Annotated in this window: 20 protein-coding genes; 6 read left to right on the top strand and 14 right to left on the bottom strand. The window is 63.9% G+C overall.

Annotated features, from left to right (window positions below; all coding sequences use genetic code 11):
• Positions 1-54: 54 nt before the first annotated feature.
• On the top strand, positions 55-744 hold the full coding sequence (locus ACN0X7_RS15120; RefSeq protein WP_417518722.1) for a hypothetical protein: 690 nt from the start codon (positions 55-57) through the stop codon (positions 742-744).
• The gene (locus tag ACN0X7_RS15115; protein ID WP_417518720.1) at positions 741-1,160 is read left to right on the top strand and encodes a hypothetical protein; all 420 of its coding nucleotides are present in this window, start codon (positions 741-743) and stop codon (positions 1,158-1,160) included. The genes ACN0X7_RS15120 and ACN0X7_RS15115 overlap by 4 nt, the downstream gene beginning before the upstream one ends.
• A gap of 7 nt (positions 1,161-1,167) precedes the next feature.
• Here ACN0X7_RS15115 and ACN0X7_RS15110 read toward each other — a convergent pair whose 3' ends face one another.
• Genes ACN0X7_RS15110 through ACN0X7_RS15095 form a run of 4 tightly spaced genes read right to left on the bottom strand, consistent with a single transcriptional unit; the run spans position 1,168 to position 3,331 of the window.
• Positions 1,168-1,860 (bottom strand): VWA domain-containing protein, encoded by a 693-nt coding sequence (locus ACN0X7_RS15110; RefSeq protein WP_417518718.1) that lies wholly within the window; start codon positions 1,858-1,860, stop codon positions 1,168-1,170.
• A gap of 3 nt (positions 1,861-1,863) precedes the next feature.
• Positions 1,864-2,541, bottom strand: a complete 678-nt coding sequence (locus ACN0X7_RS15105; RefSeq protein ID WP_417518716.1) for a DNA-3-methyladenine glycosylase I — start codon at positions 2,539-2,541, stop codon at positions 1,864-1,866.
• Between the two features lie 26 nt (positions 2,542-2,567).
• Positions 2,568-3,008: an ArsI/CadI family heavy metal resistance metalloenzyme gene (locus tag ACN0X7_RS15100; RefSeq protein ID WP_417518714.1), complete on the bottom strand. Its 441-nt coding sequence runs from the start codon at positions 3,006-3,008 to the stop codon at positions 2,568-2,570.
• Positions 3,005-3,331: an ArsR/SmtB family transcription factor gene (locus tag ACN0X7_RS15095; protein ID WP_417518712.1), complete on the bottom strand. Its 327-nt coding sequence runs from the start codon at positions 3,329-3,331 to the stop codon at positions 3,005-3,007. Before ACN0X7_RS15095 ends, ACN0X7_RS15100 begins: the two co-directional genes overlap by 4 nt.
• Before the next feature lie 157 nt (positions 3,332-3,488).
• On the opposite strand from ACN0X7_RS15095, the gene ACN0X7_RS15090 reads away from it, so the two are divergent.
• Positions 3,489-3,995, top strand: a complete 507-nt coding sequence (locus ACN0X7_RS15090; RefSeq protein ID WP_417518710.1) for a globin domain-containing protein — start codon at positions 3,489-3,491, stop codon at positions 3,993-3,995.
• Between the two features lie 55 nt (positions 3,996-4,050).
• Here the strand turns inward: ACN0X7_RS15090 and ACN0X7_RS15085 are convergent, their stop codons facing one another.
• From ACN0X7_RS15085 to ACN0X7_RS15075, 3 genes are all read right to left on the bottom strand, one after another.
• Positions 4,051-4,455: a PaaI family thioesterase gene (locus tag ACN0X7_RS15085; protein ID WP_417518708.1), complete on the bottom strand. Its 405-nt coding sequence runs from the start codon at positions 4,453-4,455 to the stop codon at positions 4,051-4,053.
• A gap of 85 nt (positions 4,456-4,540) precedes the next feature.
• On the bottom strand, positions 4,541-5,764 hold the full coding sequence (locus tag ACN0X7_RS15080) for an ABC transporter substrate-binding protein (RefSeq protein ID WP_417518706.1): 1,224 nt from the start codon (positions 5,762-5,764) through the stop codon (positions 4,541-4,543).
• 122 nt (positions 5,765-5,886) lie between these two features.
• The gene (locus ACN0X7_RS15075; RefSeq protein WP_417518704.1) at positions 5,887-6,570 is read right to left on the bottom strand and encodes a YggS family pyridoxal phosphate-dependent enzyme; all 684 of its coding nucleotides are present in this window, start codon (positions 6,568-6,570) and stop codon (positions 5,887-5,889) included.
• Positions 6,571-6,590: 20 nt separating this feature from the next.
• Between ACN0X7_RS15075 and ACN0X7_RS15070 the strand changes: the two genes are divergently transcribed.
• Positions 6,591-7,136 carry a thiamine phosphate synthase gene (locus ACN0X7_RS15070; protein ID WP_417518702.1) on the top strand — a complete coding sequence of 182 codons (546 nt, stop codon included), beginning with the start codon at positions 6,591-6,593 and terminating at the stop codon, positions 7,134-7,136.
• Here the strand turns inward: ACN0X7_RS15070 and ACN0X7_RS15065 are convergent.
• From ACN0X7_RS15065 to ACN0X7_RS15055, 3 genes are read right to left on the bottom strand one after another with little or no spacing between them, the layout of a single operon-like run.
• Complete coding sequence (locus tag ACN0X7_RS15065) at positions 7,095-7,481, bottom strand: helix-turn-helix domain-containing protein (protein WP_417518700.1); 387 nt, start codon at positions 7,479-7,481, stop codon at positions 7,095-7,097. The genes ACN0X7_RS15070 and ACN0X7_RS15065 overlap by 42 nt on opposite strands.
• On the bottom strand, positions 7,478-8,116 hold the full coding sequence (locus tag ACN0X7_RS15060) for a Smr/MutS family protein (RefSeq protein ID WP_417518698.1): 639 nt from the start codon (positions 8,114-8,116) through the stop codon (positions 7,478-7,480). The genes ACN0X7_RS15065 and ACN0X7_RS15060 overlap by 4 nt, the downstream gene beginning before the upstream one ends.
• An 8-nt stretch (positions 8,117-8,124) precedes the next feature.
• Positions 8,125-8,802: a LutC/YkgG family protein gene (locus ACN0X7_RS15055; protein ID WP_417518696.1), complete on the bottom strand. Its 678-nt coding sequence runs from the start codon at positions 8,800-8,802 to the stop codon at positions 8,125-8,127.
• Between the two features lie 103 nt (positions 8,803-8,905).
• Between ACN0X7_RS15055 and ACN0X7_RS15050 the strand changes: the two genes are divergently transcribed.
• A complete protein-coding gene (locus ACN0X7_RS15050) occupies positions 8,906-9,823 on the top strand; it encodes a TIGR03619 family F420-dependent LLM class oxidoreductase (protein WP_417518694.1) in 918 nt (305 codons plus the stop codon).
• Between the two features lie 227 nt (positions 9,824-10,050).
• Entirely contained in the window at positions 10,051-12,195 is a 2,145-nt protein-coding gene (locus tag ACN0X7_RS15045; RefSeq protein WP_417518692.1) for a calcium-binding protein, read from the top strand.
• Positions 12,196-12,228: 33 nt separating this feature from the next.
• Here ACN0X7_RS15045 and ACN0X7_RS15040 read toward each other — a convergent pair whose 3' ends face one another.
• Genes ACN0X7_RS15040 through ACN0X7_RS15025 form a run of 4 tightly spaced genes read right to left on the bottom strand, consistent with a single transcriptional unit; the run spans position 12,229 to position 15,786 of the window.
• Positions 12,229-12,852, bottom strand: a complete 624-nt coding sequence (locus ACN0X7_RS15040) for an ABC-type transport auxiliary lipoprotein family protein (protein WP_417518690.1) — start codon at positions 12,850-12,852, stop codon at positions 12,229-12,231.
• On the bottom strand, positions 12,849-13,925 hold the full coding sequence (locus ACN0X7_RS15035) for an MlaD family protein (RefSeq protein WP_417518688.1): 1,077 nt from the start codon (positions 13,923-13,925) through the stop codon (positions 12,849-12,851). Before ACN0X7_RS15035 ends, ACN0X7_RS15040 begins: the two co-directional genes overlap by 4 nt.
• A complete protein-coding gene (locus ACN0X7_RS15030; protein ID WP_417518686.1) occupies positions 13,862-14,638 on the bottom strand; it encodes an ABC transporter ATP-binding protein in 777 nt (258 codons plus the stop codon). The genes ACN0X7_RS15035 and ACN0X7_RS15030 overlap by 64 nt, the downstream gene beginning before the upstream one ends.
• Entirely contained in the window at positions 14,638-15,786 is a 1,149-nt protein-coding gene (locus ACN0X7_RS15025; RefSeq protein ID WP_417518684.1) for an MlaE family ABC transporter permease, read from the bottom strand. The genes ACN0X7_RS15030 and ACN0X7_RS15025 overlap by 1 nt, the downstream gene beginning before the upstream one ends.
• Between the last annotated feature and the right edge of the window lie 14 nt (positions 15,787-15,800).

The following is a 15,800-nucleotide window of genomic DNA, read 5'->3' as shown; positions in this document are numbered from 1 at the left end:
AGTGATTCATTTCTGAAAGAGTTGAGCTACATTGTGCTCAGGATGGGAAGCTTGATGCCAAATGTAAACTTATTGGAGAAGGGTATATACAGCGTGCCTGATGCGGCGCGTCTAACAGGCGTGTCCCAGAACAGGGTGCGCGGTTGGATTTCTGGTTATCCTGGAACTAGTGTTTCCGCGCTGCTAGACAACGAGATCGGAAGATTTCATGAGAAACTTGCGCTGAGCTTTGTGAACCTGATGGAAATCCGTTTTATCGACGTATTCTCTTCTTACGGAGTCAAAGTTGCTGCGATTCGTGCCATGCTTGAGGAAGCAAAGTTGTTTCTTGGTCATCCTCACCCATTCGCCACAAATGCAATATTCCGAACGGATGGCAGGAAGATTTTTGCCTCCTGTGCAGAAGCGACTGGAGACGAGAAGCTTTATGATCTGAAGGCGAAGAACTTCGCAATGAAAGAGATTATCGATCAATCACTCACTCGTGGCGTAGAATTTGACGAAGAAGGAAATGCTAAGGCTTGGCATCCCCTTAGTCACGACGCACCCAATGTTGTGATTCGACCGAATTGGTCTTTCGGTCAGCCGCACATGAATGAAAGCGGCGTCCCCACTAGAGCCATTTATGATGCCTATCGCGTTGAAGATGAAACAACAGAATCTGTCGCTTTTTGGTTCGAGATTGATCCTCTGCAGGTCCACGAGGCGGTGCGGTTCGAGACCCTTCTAAGGGCGGCCGCGTGAAAGTCGCATTCGACGAACACATACCCCCGCAGATGTACCGTTTGTTCCAGTCGCTTTCAGGATCTCCTCGTGTCGATCACCAGATCGTTGCTGCGAAAGATTATCGACCGGATGGAGAAATTGGTGATGCAGGCTGGGTAAGCCGCTTCGCAAGCGATGGCGGACAAGTGGTGATCTCGGGTGACGTGAGGATGCGCGGACGACCGCATGAACTAAAAGCACTCCAAGACTGTGGATTAATAACAGTCTTTTTCCACAGAAGATGGTCTCAGCAGAATTTCTTCGTTAAATCAGCAATGCTGATCAAGTGGTGGCCACAAACAGACGAACATATTCGATCAATCGGCCCAGCATCATGTTGGGAGATCCCGTTTTCTTGGACTGGGTTCGAATTAAAAGACGTAACTCAAAAATAGCTCTTGGCTACTTCAACTGCTCCAGCAGGCCGGCGATCTCGCGATTGCCGTTCGAGCGATCCGACAGCGCCCGGCGACCGCCCGCGGCATAGACGGCGACGGCGCGCAGCAGTTCCTTCAGACGGTCGGCGCTGGCGGCATCGAACCGGCAATAGGCGCCGCCCGACAGTTTCGCCATCTGGCGGAAGGTGTCGGCGGCCAGCGGTTCACCGCCCTCGTGGAACATGAACAGGGGCGTCTTCAGCAGGCCGAGTTGTCCGGCCCTGTCGCACAGCATGTCCGCATCCTCTTCCATGCAGTCGCCCACGAAGACGACCGCCTGCACGGGCCTGTCCCTGGTTTCCTTCATGGCGCGGCTGAGCACCTTGCCGATCTGCGTGCGACCGCCGAGGCAGCGCACGGTCAGCATGGCACGGCGCAGTTCCGCCGGCTCGGCGTACCATTTGCTGGCACGGCATTCGCCGAAACCGCGGTAGAAGATCAGCTGAATGTCCAGCCCGCCGAGATCCTCGGTCGCCTGAAACATTTCCGACTGGATGTGCAGCGCCTGGTCCCACTGCGCCTGCCGGCTCGCGGTGGCATCCATGGCAAAGATCAGACGTCCCCGTTTGCCGCCGCCCGTCGACGGTGTCTGCTTCACCTGATCCAGAAACGCGTCGATGTCCGAACGTCCGGCAGGCTTGTCGAGATCACGTGGCATCGCTCAGTCCTCCTCGCCGACGGAGAGCGCCAGCGTACGGCTGACATGAGCCATGGGCAGGCCGGTTTCTTCCGCCCAGCCGTTGAACGCGGCCTGCGTGGCGGCAAGGTCGCGCTTCGAGGTCGGGGGCTTCTCGACCGCGCCCCATTTGATCAGCGCCTTCACCACATCGCCGCCCAGCACGAAGCCGTCCTTGCCCATGTGGCGCAGGAAATACTGGCCCGTATTGCCGCCCAGACGGCTGCCGCGCTTCTTGAGCGTCTCCATCAGCCCGATCTGGTCGGACGCCGGCCAGTCGGCGAAGAACCGGCCCGCCGAACCGTGTTCCCGGATCAGATCGGTCACAAAGACGGCGTTTTCCCGCGTTGCCGTGATCTTGCCCGCGTGCCGGACGATCCCGGTATCACGGGTCAGCGCGTCGATGGCATCCTCGTCCATGAACGCCACGCGACCGGGGTCGAAGCCGTGAAAGGCGGTCTCGAACCCGTCCCACTTGGCGTCGATCACCTTCCAGTTGAAACCGGAGTTGAAGACCGCGCGGGTCATGGCGGCCAACCAGCGATCGTCCGGAATCGCGGCAAGCTCGTCCGATGCCCGCATCTGCGGCATCAGGGCGTCGATCGCGTCCGCGCCGCCTTTGCGTTCGACGGCGCGGGCACGGATGGCGGCAAAACTCTCCATACGGAGAAATCTGGCGCGTCAGCAGATCATCCGCAACAGGCACCGGCGGATTTCGTATCCACATTCACGTCATCCAGCGGCTGATGATCGGACCCGAACACCGGGATGTCCTTCATGGTGTGGAAGATCTCCCACGGCACGCCGACCGGATCCTGCGACCACGTCTTGTTGCCATAGGCATAGCAGCAGCCGGCGTTGCGCTGGGGCGCGACCACTTCCTCGGCCGCCTGCAGGCGGGCCTCGATGGTCTCGACCTCGGCATCGGTGTCCACCTGGAAGCCCAGATGATCGACCCCGGTCTTGCCGGAACGGTTTGAAATCGCGAAGTTCACCGCCGGGTCGTCCAGCATCCACTTCGTGTAATCGTCCTTGGTGACGGTCGGTTCCTGCGCGAACAGGGTCGAATAGAAGGCGGTCGATTTCGCGAGATCGTCGACGGCGATATGAACGTGAAGACGGCGGCTCATGCGGGTTCTCCTTGAGGAAGTTGTGTATCGGTTGCCGGCTGGCGTACGCAGCAGTTCTGCATCAGAAAGGATGACAGGGCCTGCACCGTATCGAACTGCGCCGTATGGATGACGCGCCGCCCCTGTTTCCGGCCCCTGACCAGTCCGGACCGCTTCAGGTGGTCCAGGTGGTGCGACAGCGTCGTCCAGGCGATGTCGAGTTCCGCCGACAGGGTCGTGGCATCGGCACCGCCCGGCCCGCTTTCCACCAGAAAACGGAGGATGGCGAGACGGTTCTCATGACCGAGGGCGGCGAAGGCATCGGAGGCAGCTAAATTATCCATAAATCTAGATATATAGATGTATTTTCGGAAATCAACTGAAAATGCGGACCCCGATGCCCCGGGCCAACCTGGCCTCATTCTTCTTTCAGTCGAACGGCTCCCCTGTTAAGACGTGTCGGGGGGTCGGGCTGTGTGACTGCAGTCAGAGGAGATGAGGGTGACATTCACAGCAAAGCTGGCGTCGATCGCGTCGGCACTATTCATTTCGGCATCGCTGGCACTGATGCCGGCACCGGCGTCCGCCACAACCAAGCTTTCGGACGATGAAGTCCGGCTGGTCCAGGAAAGCTGGACCCTGATCCAGCCCCAGATGGGCGGCGTGGTCGAGCGTTTCTACCGGCGTTATTTCCAGCTCGATCCGGCGGCCAAGGATCTTTTCAACGAAAAGACCATGAAGGTTCAGTTCTCCGCGCTGTCGAACATCCTGGGCGATGTTGCGGCAGGGGCCGATGATCTTTCGGGTTTCGCGAACCGTTTCAAGCGGCTGGGCAGCCTGCATCAGAGCCTGGGTGCCGAACCGCACCAGTTCGCCCTGTTCGGCGTGGCCTTCGTTGACACGCTGCGTCTGGAAATGAAGTCCGACTTCAAGCCGCGGGCGCGGACGGCCTGGAACAAGATCTTCTATGAAATGTCGAAGATGATGGAAGCCGGCTACGGCGAATAAGCCGGGTTTTCAGTGACACGGAAAGGCCCCGGCACGGTTCGGGGCCTTTTTCGTTTCACGAGGCCAGTTCGATGACCCGGACGGCACCGCTGGCCGACGCGACCGGCCCTTCCCCACCATCATAGAGTTTCGCCTCGACGAACTTCGTGGCCCTGCCGCCGCCGGTCACTTCCGCCTCGCAGCGCATCAGTCCCGGTGCCGCGCCCCGGATGAAATTGACCGTCATGGTCATCGTGACGCCATAGCGGCCTTCCCCGTTGTTGACCGCGGATGCCCCGCCACCCGCCAGCCCGCAGTCCAGAAAGGCCGACAGCACCCCGCCATGCACGGCGCCAGCCGCGTTCAGGTGATAGTCGGTGAACTCGGTCTCCAGCACGTAGAAGCCGCTGCGTTTCTCGACGACACGGATCGGCATGTGATCGGCAAAGATCGGCGTCGCGCGGATTTCGTTACGAATCATGGGTCACTCCGGATGGGCGTGCCAAAACAACGGGGCCGATCCCCGAAGGAACCGGCCCCGGTACAGGTCAGATGTTGTCAGCCGATCAGTTCACACCATCGTCGGGGCGGATCTTCTCGACCTCGGCGGGCGCGGGCAGGACATCCTGCCCCGGCACATAGCGCCAGCCGGTCAGATATCCGCCGCCTTCACGCCAGCGCGTGATGCCGACCCAGGACCCCAGCGTCGACTGGTGGTCGACCTTGCGGTAGGTGATCTTGCCCGCCGGGGTGTCGACCTCCAGCCCGCGAAAGGCCTGCAGCAGCAGTTCGGTCTTGGTCGTCTGCGCCTTCTCGACGGCCGCCTTCATGGACATGATCGAGATATAGCCCAGCAGCGAACCCATCGTCGGATTTTCGCTCCACTTCTTCTGGTAGCTGTCCACGAACGTCCTGTGCGCTGCGTCGGCGATGTCGTACCAGGGATAACCGGTCACGATCCAGCCGCGCGGCGCATCCTCGCCCAGCGGCAGGATGTACTCGGGTTCGCCCGTCAGCATGCCGAAGTTCGCCTTGCCCTTGAACAGGCCCAGACGGTTGCCTTCACGCTTGAAGTCGACCAGGTCCTGACCGAACAGTGCCGTGAAGATGCCTTCGGGGTTCGCCTGCTTCAGGGTCTGCACGGTCGGCGTGGCGTCCAGCTTGCCCAGCGGCACCCATTGTTCCTCGATGAAGGTGACCTTCGGATTGCGTTCCTTCAGCAGCTTCTTGAAAGCGGCCACCGCGTCGCGGCCATAGGCGAAATCGGGTGCGATGGTCACCCAGGTCTCGGCCTCGCTGTCGGCGGCCTCGCGCGCCAGCATGCCCGCCTGCATGTGGGTCGAGGCCCGCAGCCGGAATGTGTAGCGGTTGCCCTCGGACCAGACCAGCCGGTCCGTCATCGGATCGGTCGCCAGGAAGACGATCTGCTTCTCGTTGGCGAACTTGCTGACCGCCAGCCCGATATCAGAGAGATACGTGCCGAACAGCGCCTGGACGCTCTCGTTCGCCAGCAGTTCCTCCGCGGCCGCCAGCGCACCGTCGGCGGTGCCGCCATCGTCGCGGCTGACGACCTCAAGCGGACGTCCCATGACGCCACCGGCGGCATTGATCTCGTCCAGCCCCATCTGCCAGCCCTTCTTGTAGGGCTCCGTAAACGCCGGGTAGGCCGAATAGCTGTTGATCTCACCGATCTTGACCGGGCCCGTTTCCTGAGCCACCGCGCCGGTGCCCAGCGCCACGACCGAAGCCGCTCCTATCAGAGCCGCGACGGCCCCTCTGCGTGTCAGCATTGTCATTCCCTCCATAGAACTCCTCGTCCGACGCAAGACGTACGCCAGCGGACCTGAAGTCTTTCTAACCCAGTTGCCGCCGAAGATCACGCCCGCGACCCTCAGGCACACAACGCGCCCTGCTAGGTCTGGTTCCGCGCCCCGAATATCGCGGTGCCGACGCGCACGTGGGTCGCCCCGAACCGGATCGCCGTCTCGAAGTCGGCGCTCATGCCCATGGACAGGACGCCGAGACCATTGCGATCTGCAATTTTCTTCAGAAGTGCAAAATGCGGGGCCGGCTCGTCTTCGACCGGCGGGATGCACATCAGGCCGGTGATCGGCAGGCCGTGCTTCTCGATGCAGGTCTCGACAAAGCGGTCGGCCTCGGAAGGCGCTATCCCGGCCTTCTGGGGTTCCTCACCGGTGTTGATCTGGATCAGGCAGTCGGGGCGGCGCTCCTGTTCCGCCATCGCTTTCGCGGCGGCGGCGGCCACCTTCTCGCGGTCGATCGTGTGAATAACGTCGAACAGGCCGACGGCCGGTGCGACCTTGCGGCTCTGCAAAGGCCCGATGCAGTGCAGTTCGACATCCGGATGCGCCGACCTGAGACCGGGCCATTTTTCCTCTGATTCCTGCAGCCGGTTCTCGCCGAAGGTGCGCTGGCCCGCCTCGATCGCCATTGCGACAAGGTCCGCGGGCTTGGTCTTGGAAACAGCGATCAGGGTCACATCCGCCGGGTCGCGACCCGCGGCGTGGGCTGCCGCATCGATCTGATCGCGCACGGCTTGCAGACTGGCGGCAATATTGGGCAGTGTCTCGGACATGAAAGGGAGAATCGGCGACCGTGCAACAGACTGCAAGTGCTTATCCGCTATCGGGCGTCATCATGCCGACGGATCTGGGCCGTGTTCCGGACCCGCTGGCCGCCATGCGGCATCTGCCGCCGGGGTCGATCGTGATCCTGCGCGACGGGGATCATCCCGACCGCGCAGGCTGGGCGGCCCAACTGCGACTGGCCACGCGGGACGCCGGACATCTGCTGCTGATCGCCAATGACCGGGCACTGGCCCGCCGGGTCGCAGCCGATGGTCTGCACCTGTCGGAAGCCCGTCTGGGCAGCATCGACCCTTTCGGCCTGACAAGCGCCGCCTGTCATTCGCTGGGTGCGATCCGCCGCGCGGAAAAGGCGGGTGCCGATCTGGTGTTGCTTTCGCCGGTCTTTCCGACGGAGAGCCATCCGGGCGGTCGGACGCTGGGCCTGCATCGCGCGCGCGCGCTGGCCGACGCAACACCCTTGCCGGTGTTCGCGATGGGCGGGGTGACGCCATCCCGCACGGCGATGCTGGGTTCAGCTTTCGCCGGTTTCGCCGCCATCGGCGCGTTTGCCTGACGCCAGCACCTCGCCGATGGCCTGCAACTGCCCGGGCGACAGCGTCCGGATCCGGTCCGCCAGACGGTTGGCGATCTCGGTCGCCTGCGGATCCAGGCCCGACGTGTCGATCACGACCCGCGGATGCGACAGACGAGCCAGTTCCTGCAGTTCGTCAGCATCGTCCCAGATCAGATTGAAATAGGCGATGATCCGCTGCACCAGTGCCCAGTTCGGCGGGCTGCGGTGCCCGTGTTCCATGGCCGACAGGTAGGCTGGCGTCAGTTCCAGATCGGCGGCCATCTGCCTGAGCGAGACGCCCCGTGCGTCGCGCAGATCACGGACCCTGGCACCGAAAGGCGTCATGTCTCCCGCTGCCGCTTCAGCAGGATGTACATCGCGCCGGACCCGCCATGTCCGGGTGTCGCCGCGGCCGTCGACAGCACCAGCGGCGCAAGGTCCCGGTCCTTCAGCCAGAGCGGAACATTGCGCTTCAGCACGCCGGGCGGCTCGGCGTTCACATACGGACCGTCGTCGCGCGCGCGCTGACGGCTGCCCTTGCCGGTGATCACCAGCAGGCAGCGCTTGCCCGCCGCATGACACTGCCGGACAAACAGGCGCAGGGCGTCATGGGCCTGGTGCTGCGTCATGCCGTGCAGGTCAAGGCGCGCATCGACCGGATACTGCCCCTTGCGCAGTTTCTCCGAGGTGCGCCTGTCGACCCCGGCCACGCGGCCCCGGCGCTCGGCTGCTGGTGCCGCGCGATCCGGCATGACGGGCGGCACCGGCAGCAGCCGGGCCGGACGGGCCGGATTCTTCGGTCTGGCGGATGCCTTGGTGCCGGGCTTCGGTTTCGCAGCCACCGTCCGGGCCGCTTCGAGCGCCGCTTTCCGCGCCTGCGCCTTCATGCGCTCTTCTGTGGATTTCAGCGGCGCGACCTGCTTCGTGATCATCGACCACAGTTTCCGGTCGTCATCACTGAGCCCACGATTCCGCGTCATGACCGGCTTCAATCCAGATCGTTGATCAGCAGGATGTGCAACCGGCGCGGTCCATGGGCACCCATCACGATCTTCTGCTCCACGTCGCCCGTGCGTGACGGCCCGGAAACCAGATTCACCGTGCGCGGCATCTGCCCTTCGCCGAACCTTTCGCGGACCATGGCGAAGGCGTCCTCCATGCCGCGGACGATCTGACTGCGTCTCAGGACCACGATGTGGTTGTCGGGCACGAAATTCAGGGTGGCGGGAGTATCGCTGCCGGACGCCATCATCAGCGTGCCGGTTTCCGCGATCCCCGCGACCGCCGGTGTGACCGAGACCTGATCGGTGATTTCGGCAGATCCGGTCCGGACGTCCAGCAGCGGCGCGCGCTCCCAGGGCAGACCGGCGATCTCCGGCGCGGGAGACACGCGCAGGCCGGTCGGCAGGTTCCGCTGTTTCAGGTAATCGGCGACAGCCCCCGGCACATCGTCGGCGTGCGACAGGCGTTCGTAGGTGATCGAAAGCTCCTCGCATTTCTCAAGGAACAGATCGAGCCGGACCGCCTCGGGCTTGTCGGCCCGCGCGGGCATCAGGTTGATCCGGTGTTCCCGCATGCGCTGACGCAATGTATCCGCGTCGCCGCGCTCGGGATTGTCCGCGCTGGCGGCTGCGATCTTGGCGAACAGGGTGTCGCGGGTGGACATGGGACGGCGCTCCAGTGGTGATGCCCTCCGTTTTCGACAAAAAATGGCGGACATGCAAGGCGAAGCCATGGAACAATGCCGGCTCCCTGGGGAGGAGAATACCATGCAACTGACTGTCGAGTTTCCGTCCGTGTCCTATCGCGAGGGGCCGGAAGCCATGATCCGTATGGCGCAGGCGATCGAGACCATCGGCTATGACCGCATCGATATCTTCGATCACGTGGTCATGGGCTACAACATCGACGGGCGTGAACCAGTGCGCTATCCGGCCAAGATGCCGATCATGGAAGCGCTGGTCACGCTGGGCATGATCGCGGGTGTCACGAAGACCATCGGACTGGGGACCGAGGTGCTGGTGCTGCCGCAGCGGGACCCGACGCTGGTCGCCAAGCAGGTCAGTACACTCGATACGATTTCGGGCGGGCGGATGCGGCTGGGCGTCGGCATCGGCTGGCAGCCCGCGGAATATGAGGCGCTGGGATTCCGCTACACCAACCGGGGCAAGCGGATGGACGAGGCCATCGAGGTCGTCCGCGCCTGCCTGCGTGACGAGCGGATCGAGCATTTCGGCGAGCACTACACGCTGAACGCCGTCGCCATGGAACCGAAACCGCCGCAGGGGGCGAACCTGCCGATCTGGGTCGGCGGCAACACGCCGCCTGCGCTGCGGCGGGTGGGGCGGCTGGGCGACGGATGGCTGGCCAGCCAGGTCACCGACGCCGACATGGCGGCGGATGCCATGGACCAGGTGCACGAGGCTGCGGTCCAGGCCGGACGCGACGCCGACGCCATCGGCTTTCAGGCCATGATCGCCCCGCCGCCGCGGGTCGGCGATGACGCGGCAAAAGGGTTCTATGCCGATCACGCGCGTGTCGCCGATCGCGCCGCCGCGCTGAAGGACATGGGCTTCGACGCGATCTCGCTGAATGCGACGGCCATTTTCCAGTCCGGCGCGCGCAGCGTCGAGGCCATCGCCGATGCGCTCGAAGAACTGCATGCGACGATCCGCGAAGCCACCTGAGACTCGCGAACTGAAAACCGGCAACACCCGTCAGGCGGGTATGTGAACGGATTTCATGTTGCAAACCTTCGACAGCCGAAACCAAAGCCGACCCTTTCCGGGAATAGCGATAGCAATTCGCCACGGAATTGCCGATATTGGCAAATGAGTTTGGGTCGGGCCAATCCATCCGGAAATCGCGTGCGCGTAATTGCAGGCGGGTCCGGTCAAGTGGGAAACTGTTGAGTATGGCCGGTACAGAAGTCGTTTTGCTGCCCGAAGATGACGGGTCCGTGGGCAAGGTCGCCGTTCAGGGTCCGGACGGGACGGTCCTGCTGACACAGCCGTTCGAACAGACGCGTGCCGTCACCGGCAGGACGCCGGATGCACCCAATGTCGTCGATCGCAACCTGATCGCCGAACGCTTCAACGATCTTCTCAGGTTTCAGGCCGAGACCGGCTTCGGGCACAATGGCGACCTGCGCGATCTCTTTGATATCAGCGGACGCTTTGATCCGGCGGATGGCTCGGTCGACACGGCCAGCGCCGCCGCCGATCTGGTTCAACGCGCCGGCGGCAGCGGCACCTTCTCCACCGCCTCGACGTCTTTTCTGACCGATGAAAAAGATGAAGACGACGACGATCAGTCATCTTCCGGCACGCCCGCTGTCGAGGTCGATGTGGACGCCGCGCCGGTATATGAGCTCGCCGCCGACCTGACAGGCGCGCAGCATTTCGTTTTTGACGAGGAGAGCCTTGGCGCGCTGCTCGCCCAGGCCTTTGGAGTCGCTCCAGGCCGGTTCTTCAAGTTCTTCAGCGATTTCCGCGCCGGCCCCGGCAAAGCCGATGACGTGGAACAGGATCTCGGATTCGACGAGCTGCTGAACGGCGACGGCGGCGGCGGACGGTTCAGCGGCGGTCTGGGCAACGACACGATCTCCGCAGGCGCGGGCGACGACACGCTGATCGGCGGGCCGGGTGCCGACGTCCTGAATGGCGGGCCGGGCATCGATCTGGCGGAATTCATCGGCAGCCCTGCGGGCATCATCGTCAATCTGGCCACGGGTGCGGCGTCGGGTGGCGATGCGCAGGGCGACACCTTCTCCAGCATCGAGAACATTCTCGGCAGCCCGTTTGCCGATCAGATCACCGGCGATGCCGGACCGAACGGGATCGAAGGCGGCGGGGGGAACGACACGCTGGATGGCGGTGGCGGTGAAGACACGCTGATCTTCAAGCGCGCACCGTCGGCGGTGACCGTCGATCTGTCGGCTGGCACCGTGACCGGGGGTGCCGGAACCCTGACCATCCAGAATTTCGAGAACGTCGAAGGGTCCGAGTTCGATGACCGGATCAGGGGCGACGCGGCCGCCAACCGGCTCGATGGAGACAATGGCGCGGACACGCTGTTCGGCGCCGACGGCAACGATACCCTGCGCGGTCAGGACGGCAGCGACAGCCTTCAGGGCGATGCGGGTACGGACTCCCTGGAAGGCAATGGCGGTCAGGACACGCTGTCGGGCGGCAGCGCCAATGACACGCTGCTCGGCGGCAGTGGCAACGATCTGCTGAATGGCGACGCGGACAATGATCTGCTGAACGGCGGCGCGGGCGCGGATCAGCTGCAGGGCGGCGCGGGCACCGACACGGTTACCTACGCCGATGCGACGGCCGGCGTGGCGCTGGCTTTCTCGACGACGGACGCCAACGGCATCGTCGGTGAGTTTCGCAACGAAGCGGCGGCCGGCGGGCTGGCAGGCGACGCGCTGGGCGACAGCTTCACCGACGTCGAGGCCTTCATCGGCACGGACTTCGCCGACACCGTTGGCGGCGCGGCGGTCAATTTCAGTTTCGCCCTGGGTGGCGGCGACGACCTGTTCGACACCGATGCAGCCGACGCCGTCGACGAGATCGTCGACACCGGCGCAGGCAACGACCGCATCTTCACCGGTGGCGGCAACGACTCCCTGATCGGGGCGGCGGGCAACGACACCATGAACGGTGAAGCCGGCGCGGACACGCTGATCGGCGGCGCGGGTATCGACAATCTGACCGGCGGCGCGGGCGCGGATGTCTTCGAGTTCCAGAACCTGAACGATGTCGCGCGGGTGGCCCTGAACCAGACCGTCGCCGCTTCCGGTACCGCCGTCGATATCATCACCGACTTCAATGCGATTGACGACCAGATCAACCTGGCCGGTGCGAGTTTCGGCGTTCAGCCCCTGAGCATTCTGGGCTTCGCCTACGATGGCACCAACTCGGGCATCGCCAACGGAGATGCCCTGATCTTCGACGGCACGCACCTGATCTTCGACGACGATGTGAATACCGACGGATATGTGGCCATCGCAGAGGTGAACGGCCTGACGGCGGCCGATATCATCACCATCTGATCGGGCGGCGCCGACCCGCCTGCCCGTTCGAGTTCAGCGGCGCTTGCGCGCCCGGTAGGCGGTCTCACCCTCGATGATCGTCCATTCGACGATATCCTTCATCACCCGGCCGATGGCCCCGTCCCAGGCCTTGATGGTCGCATCCATGCTCTCCGCATTGTCCGGCACCGTGGCTTCGAAGCTTTGCGAACGCACGATGATCTGGCGCGGCTGCTGGATCAGCTTGGCGTTGATGCGCACACGCACCTTGCCGCCGGCCATGCGCTCGGCCTGGAACTCCCGGATCTCGGTCAGCAGGCTGTAGTCCGCGCGGAGACCGATCGCCTGCCGCCCGACGGACACGATGGTCCCGCTGTTCTCGAAACTCTCGACCAGCAGGGTCTGAACCATTTTCGGCACCCGCTCGGTCCAGCGCACATCCTTGAAATACTGGACCTCCAGCGGATTCGGGCGGAAGGCGATGCTGGCCGTGTTCAATCCGCCCGCAGCCAGCGGTTCCTCGATCACCAGTTGCCAGTCGACGGTCGGCAGATCGCTGCGGAAGGTGCTCTTCGGCGACAGGTTGTAGAAATTCGACGGTGCCTGCGGCACGGGAAAGATGCTGCCACAGCCCGTCAGTGCGGCGGCAAGTGCCAGCACCCCGATGAGATGCCTCATTTGTCACGCTCCACTTCCGCGCCCTGCAACCCCAGCAGCGACTGTGCCCCGCCCGATTCCAGACGCTCGGTCAGCCGCGACAGGGACGCGATCAGCAGCCGTCCCTCGGTGATGAACCGCCTGAATTCGCCCAGCCCGTCGGCGGCGAAACTGTCGAGATCTTCCTCGTTGTTCTCGGCCACCCGCGCCATGACGCCCGTCACCGCAGCCAGATCGCGGCTGGCCTGGCGCAGTTCGTCGATCAGCGCACCGGCGTCGCGCGTCACGATCTGATCGATCCCGACCAGCGCGCCGCGTCCGACGGCCAGCGTCTCCGTCGCATCGTCGATCACCGCGTCCGTACGCGCCACCAGCTTGCGGGCCTCCTGCATGGTTGCCGCAATGTCCGCGGCGCTGGATTCCAGCGACAGCAAAACGCTGTTGATGCTGGTTTCCTGACCGGCCAGGGTGCCCGTCAGAACTTTCATGTCCGCGAGGATGCCGCTGATGGATTGCTGGTTCTCCTCGCCCAGCAGCTTGGTCAGATTGTCGGTCACCTCGATCGCCTTGCCGAGCAATTCCGGCGCGCCCGCGAAAATCTGCTCGATGCCCGAAGGCCGGGAGGGAATCACGGGGCGCTTGCGTCCCTTCTCCGCCTTCAGCGGCGGATCGCCCGCCTGCGCGCCGTCAATGCCGACATAGGCGATGCCGGTGATGCCCTGCAGCGCCAGGCTGGCCTCATCGCCCTGCCGGATCGGCACGTCACCGTCGATCTCGACGATGGTCAGCACCTTTGCAGGGTCGTCCGGATCGATCGAAATATCCGTCACGGTGCCGATCTTGATGCCCCGGTAGCGCACGTCGCCGCCGACGCCCAGACCGGCGACCGAGCCCTTGAAATGAATCTCGTAGTCGCGTTTTTCCTGATCGATATCGACCTGCGCCAGCCAGATGGCGAAGCCGAAGAACAGCAGCGAGATCAGCAGGACAACGCTGCCGATCAGGATATGACTCGCCCGGGTTTCCAGCCTCAGTTCTCCTTCGCGGCCTGTGCGGCGCGCGCACGCGGCCCGTGAAAATATTCCTGCAGCCACGGATGGTCATGCTGCTCCAGCTCGGCGATCGGCGCGACGGTCAGCACCTTCCTGTCGGCCAGGACGGCGACACGGTCGCAAATCGCATACAGGCTGTCCAGATCGTGCGTCACCATCACGACCGTAAGCCCCAGCGTGCGCGAAAGTTCCAGTGTCAGTTGGTCGAAGGCCGCCGCGCCGATGGGATCCAGCCCGGCCGTCGGCTCGTCAAGAAACACGATCTCGGGGTCCAGCGCCAGCGCGCGCGCCAGTCCCGCCCGCTTGCGCATGCCGCCGGAAAGCTCCGACGGGTACTTGCTGCAGGCATCATGCGGCAGCCCGGCCATGGAAATCTTCAGCCCCGCCAACTCGTTCATCAGATCCTGCGGCAGATCGGTATGTTCCCGCATCGGCGCCTCGACGTTTTCCGCGACCGTCAGCGAACTGAACAGGGCACCGTCCTGGAACAGCACCCCCCAGCGCTGTTCCAGCTTGCGGCGTTGCGCGGGCGGCAGGCTGTCGAGATGTTCGCCGAACACTTCGATGCTGCCTTCGGCGGGGCGCAGCAGGCCGATGATCGCCCGCAGCAGCACCGACTTGCCCGTGCCCGAGCCACCGACGATGCCGAGGATCTCGCCCTTGCGCACCTGCAGGTCCAGATGATCGTGGATCACGTTGCTGCCGAAGCGTGTCACCAGTCCCGAGACATTGATGATCGGTTCGCCCTCGGTCATCAGATACCGACCAGGTTGAAAAAGATCGAGAAGATCGCGTCGGCCACGATCACGATGAAGATGCCTTCGACCACGGCGCGCGTGGTCTGGCGGCCCAGGGATTCGGCGCTGCCCTGCGTGCGCAGACCTTCATAGCAGCCGACCATGGCGATCAGCGCGCCGAAGACGGGGGCCTTGGCGAGACCGACCATCAGCGCCGACAGCGGGATCGTGGCGGCGAGCCGCTCGGCGAACAGGGCGGGTGGAATATCCAGCGCCACCCATGCCATCAGCCCGCCGCCGATCAGCCCGGTCAGGTCCGCAAGGAAGGCCAGCGGTCCCATCATCAGGAACAGCGCCAGCACGCGCGGCAGCACCAGCACGTCCATCGGATCCAGCCCCAGCGCGCGCATCGCGTCGACTTCCTCGTTGACCTTCATGGACCCGATCTGGGCGGCGAAGGCGCTGCCCGAGCGGCCCGCGACCACGATCGCGGTCAGCAGGATTCCGATCTCGCGCAGCACCGACACGCCGATCAGGTTGACGACGAAGATCTCGGCTCCGAACCGCTGCAACTGCGCCGCCCCCTGAAAGGCGAGCACGACGCCGACCAGGAACGAGATCAGCATGACAATCGGAAAGGCGCTCAGTCCGGCCTCTTCCATGTGCCGCACCGTCGCGGTCAGCCGGAACCGGCGCGGGTTCATGATCGTGCGGCCTGCCGCTTCAAACACCGCGCCCAGAAAGGCGACCATGGAGATGGTGCGCGCACCGGCCTCCGACGCGCCACGGCCCAGCGCCTCCAGTATCCGCAGGATCGCGTTGCCGCGTTCGGGCAGATCGGCCGGCGGACCTTCGGCACCGGCCACCCGTTCGATCAGGCTGCGGTAGCGATCCGGACAGTTCTCGATCTCCGCACCCGTCGCCTCGGCCAGCTTCACCAGAAGATGTGCGCCCGACGTATCCAGACGGCCGATATGTCCGACGTCGATACTGTCGGCGGTCCCGGCCCGTCCGATCTGACGGTTCAGATCACGCGCGTGACCGACAATCCAGTCGCCGGACGCCCTCAGAACCCCGCGATCGCCCTCCGACAGGCTGCCCGGTCCCCGGTTCGACGGTTGCGCATTCAGGCGATTGCCGCTGTATTGACTGCCGTCATCGCTCAAAGGAAACGCACTCC

Source organism: Minwuia sp., from assembly GCF_048263705.1.
GTDB lineage: Bacteria > Pseudomonadota > Alphaproteobacteria > Minwuiales > Minwuiaceae > Minwuia.
The sequence above is the reverse complement of the archived record's forward strand: the minus strand, read 5'-3'. Positions and strand labels throughout refer to the sequence as shown.

Excerpts from the sequence above, each read along its gene's own strand:
- ACN0X7_RS15120 (WP_417518722.1), top strand. The coding sequence starts at position 55 with ATGCCAAATGTAAACTTATTGGAGAAGGGTATATACAGCGTGCCTGAT.
- ACN0X7_RS15080 (WP_417518706.1), bottom strand. The coding sequence starts at position 5,764 with ATGCTGACACGCAGAGGGGCCGTCGCGGCTCTGATAGGAGCGGCTTCG.
- ACN0X7_RS15085 (WP_417518708.1), bottom strand. The coding sequence starts at position 4,455 with ATGATTCGTAACGAAATCCGCGCGACGCCGATCTTTGCCGATCACATG.
- ACN0X7_RS15050 (WP_417518694.1), top strand. The coding sequence starts at position 8,906 with ATGCAACTGACTGTCGAGTTTCCGTCCGTGTCCTATCGCGAGGGGCCG.
- ACN0X7_RS15055 (WP_417518696.1), bottom strand. The coding sequence starts at position 8,802 with ATGTCCACCCGCGACACCCTGTTCGCCAAGATCGCAGCCGCCAGCGCG.
- ACN0X7_RS15030 (WP_417518686.1), bottom strand. The coding sequence starts at position 14,638 with ATGACCGAGGGCGAACCGATCATCAATGTCTCGGGACTGGTGACACGC.
- ACN0X7_RS15105 (WP_417518716.1), bottom strand. The coding sequence starts at position 2,541 with ATGGAGAGTTTTGCCGCCATCCGTGCCCGCGCCGTCGAACGCAAAGGC.
- ACN0X7_RS15065 (WP_417518700.1), bottom strand. The coding sequence starts at position 7,481 with ATGACGCCTTTCGGTGCCAGGGTCCGTGATCTGCGCGACGCACGGGGC.
- ACN0X7_RS15040 (WP_417518690.1), bottom strand. The coding sequence starts at position 12,852 with ATGAGGCATCTCATCGGGGTGCTGGCACTTGCCGCCGCACTGACGGGC.
- ACN0X7_RS15095 (WP_417518712.1), bottom strand. The coding sequence starts at position 3,331 with ATGGATAATTTAGCTGCCTCCGATGCCTTCGCCGCCCTCGGTCATGAG.
- ACN0X7_RS15045 (WP_417518692.1), top strand. The coding sequence starts at position 10,051 with ATGGCCGGTACAGAAGTCGTTTTGCTGCCCGAAGATGACGGGTCCGTG.
- ACN0X7_RS15060 (WP_417518698.1), bottom strand. The coding sequence starts at position 8,116 with ATGACGCGGAATCGTGGGCTCAGTGATGACGACCGGAAACTGTGGTCG.
- ACN0X7_RS15100 (WP_417518714.1), bottom strand. The coding sequence starts at position 3,008 with ATGAGCCGCCGTCTTCACGTTCATATCGCCGTCGACGATCTCGCGAAA.
- ACN0X7_RS15110 (WP_417518718.1), bottom strand. The coding sequence starts at position 1,860 with ATGCCACGTGATCTCGACAAGCCTGCCGGACGTTCGGACATCGACGCG.
- ACN0X7_RS15075 (WP_417518704.1), bottom strand. The coding sequence starts at position 6,570 with ATGTCCGAGACACTGCCCAATATTGCCGCCAGTCTGCAAGCCGTGCGC.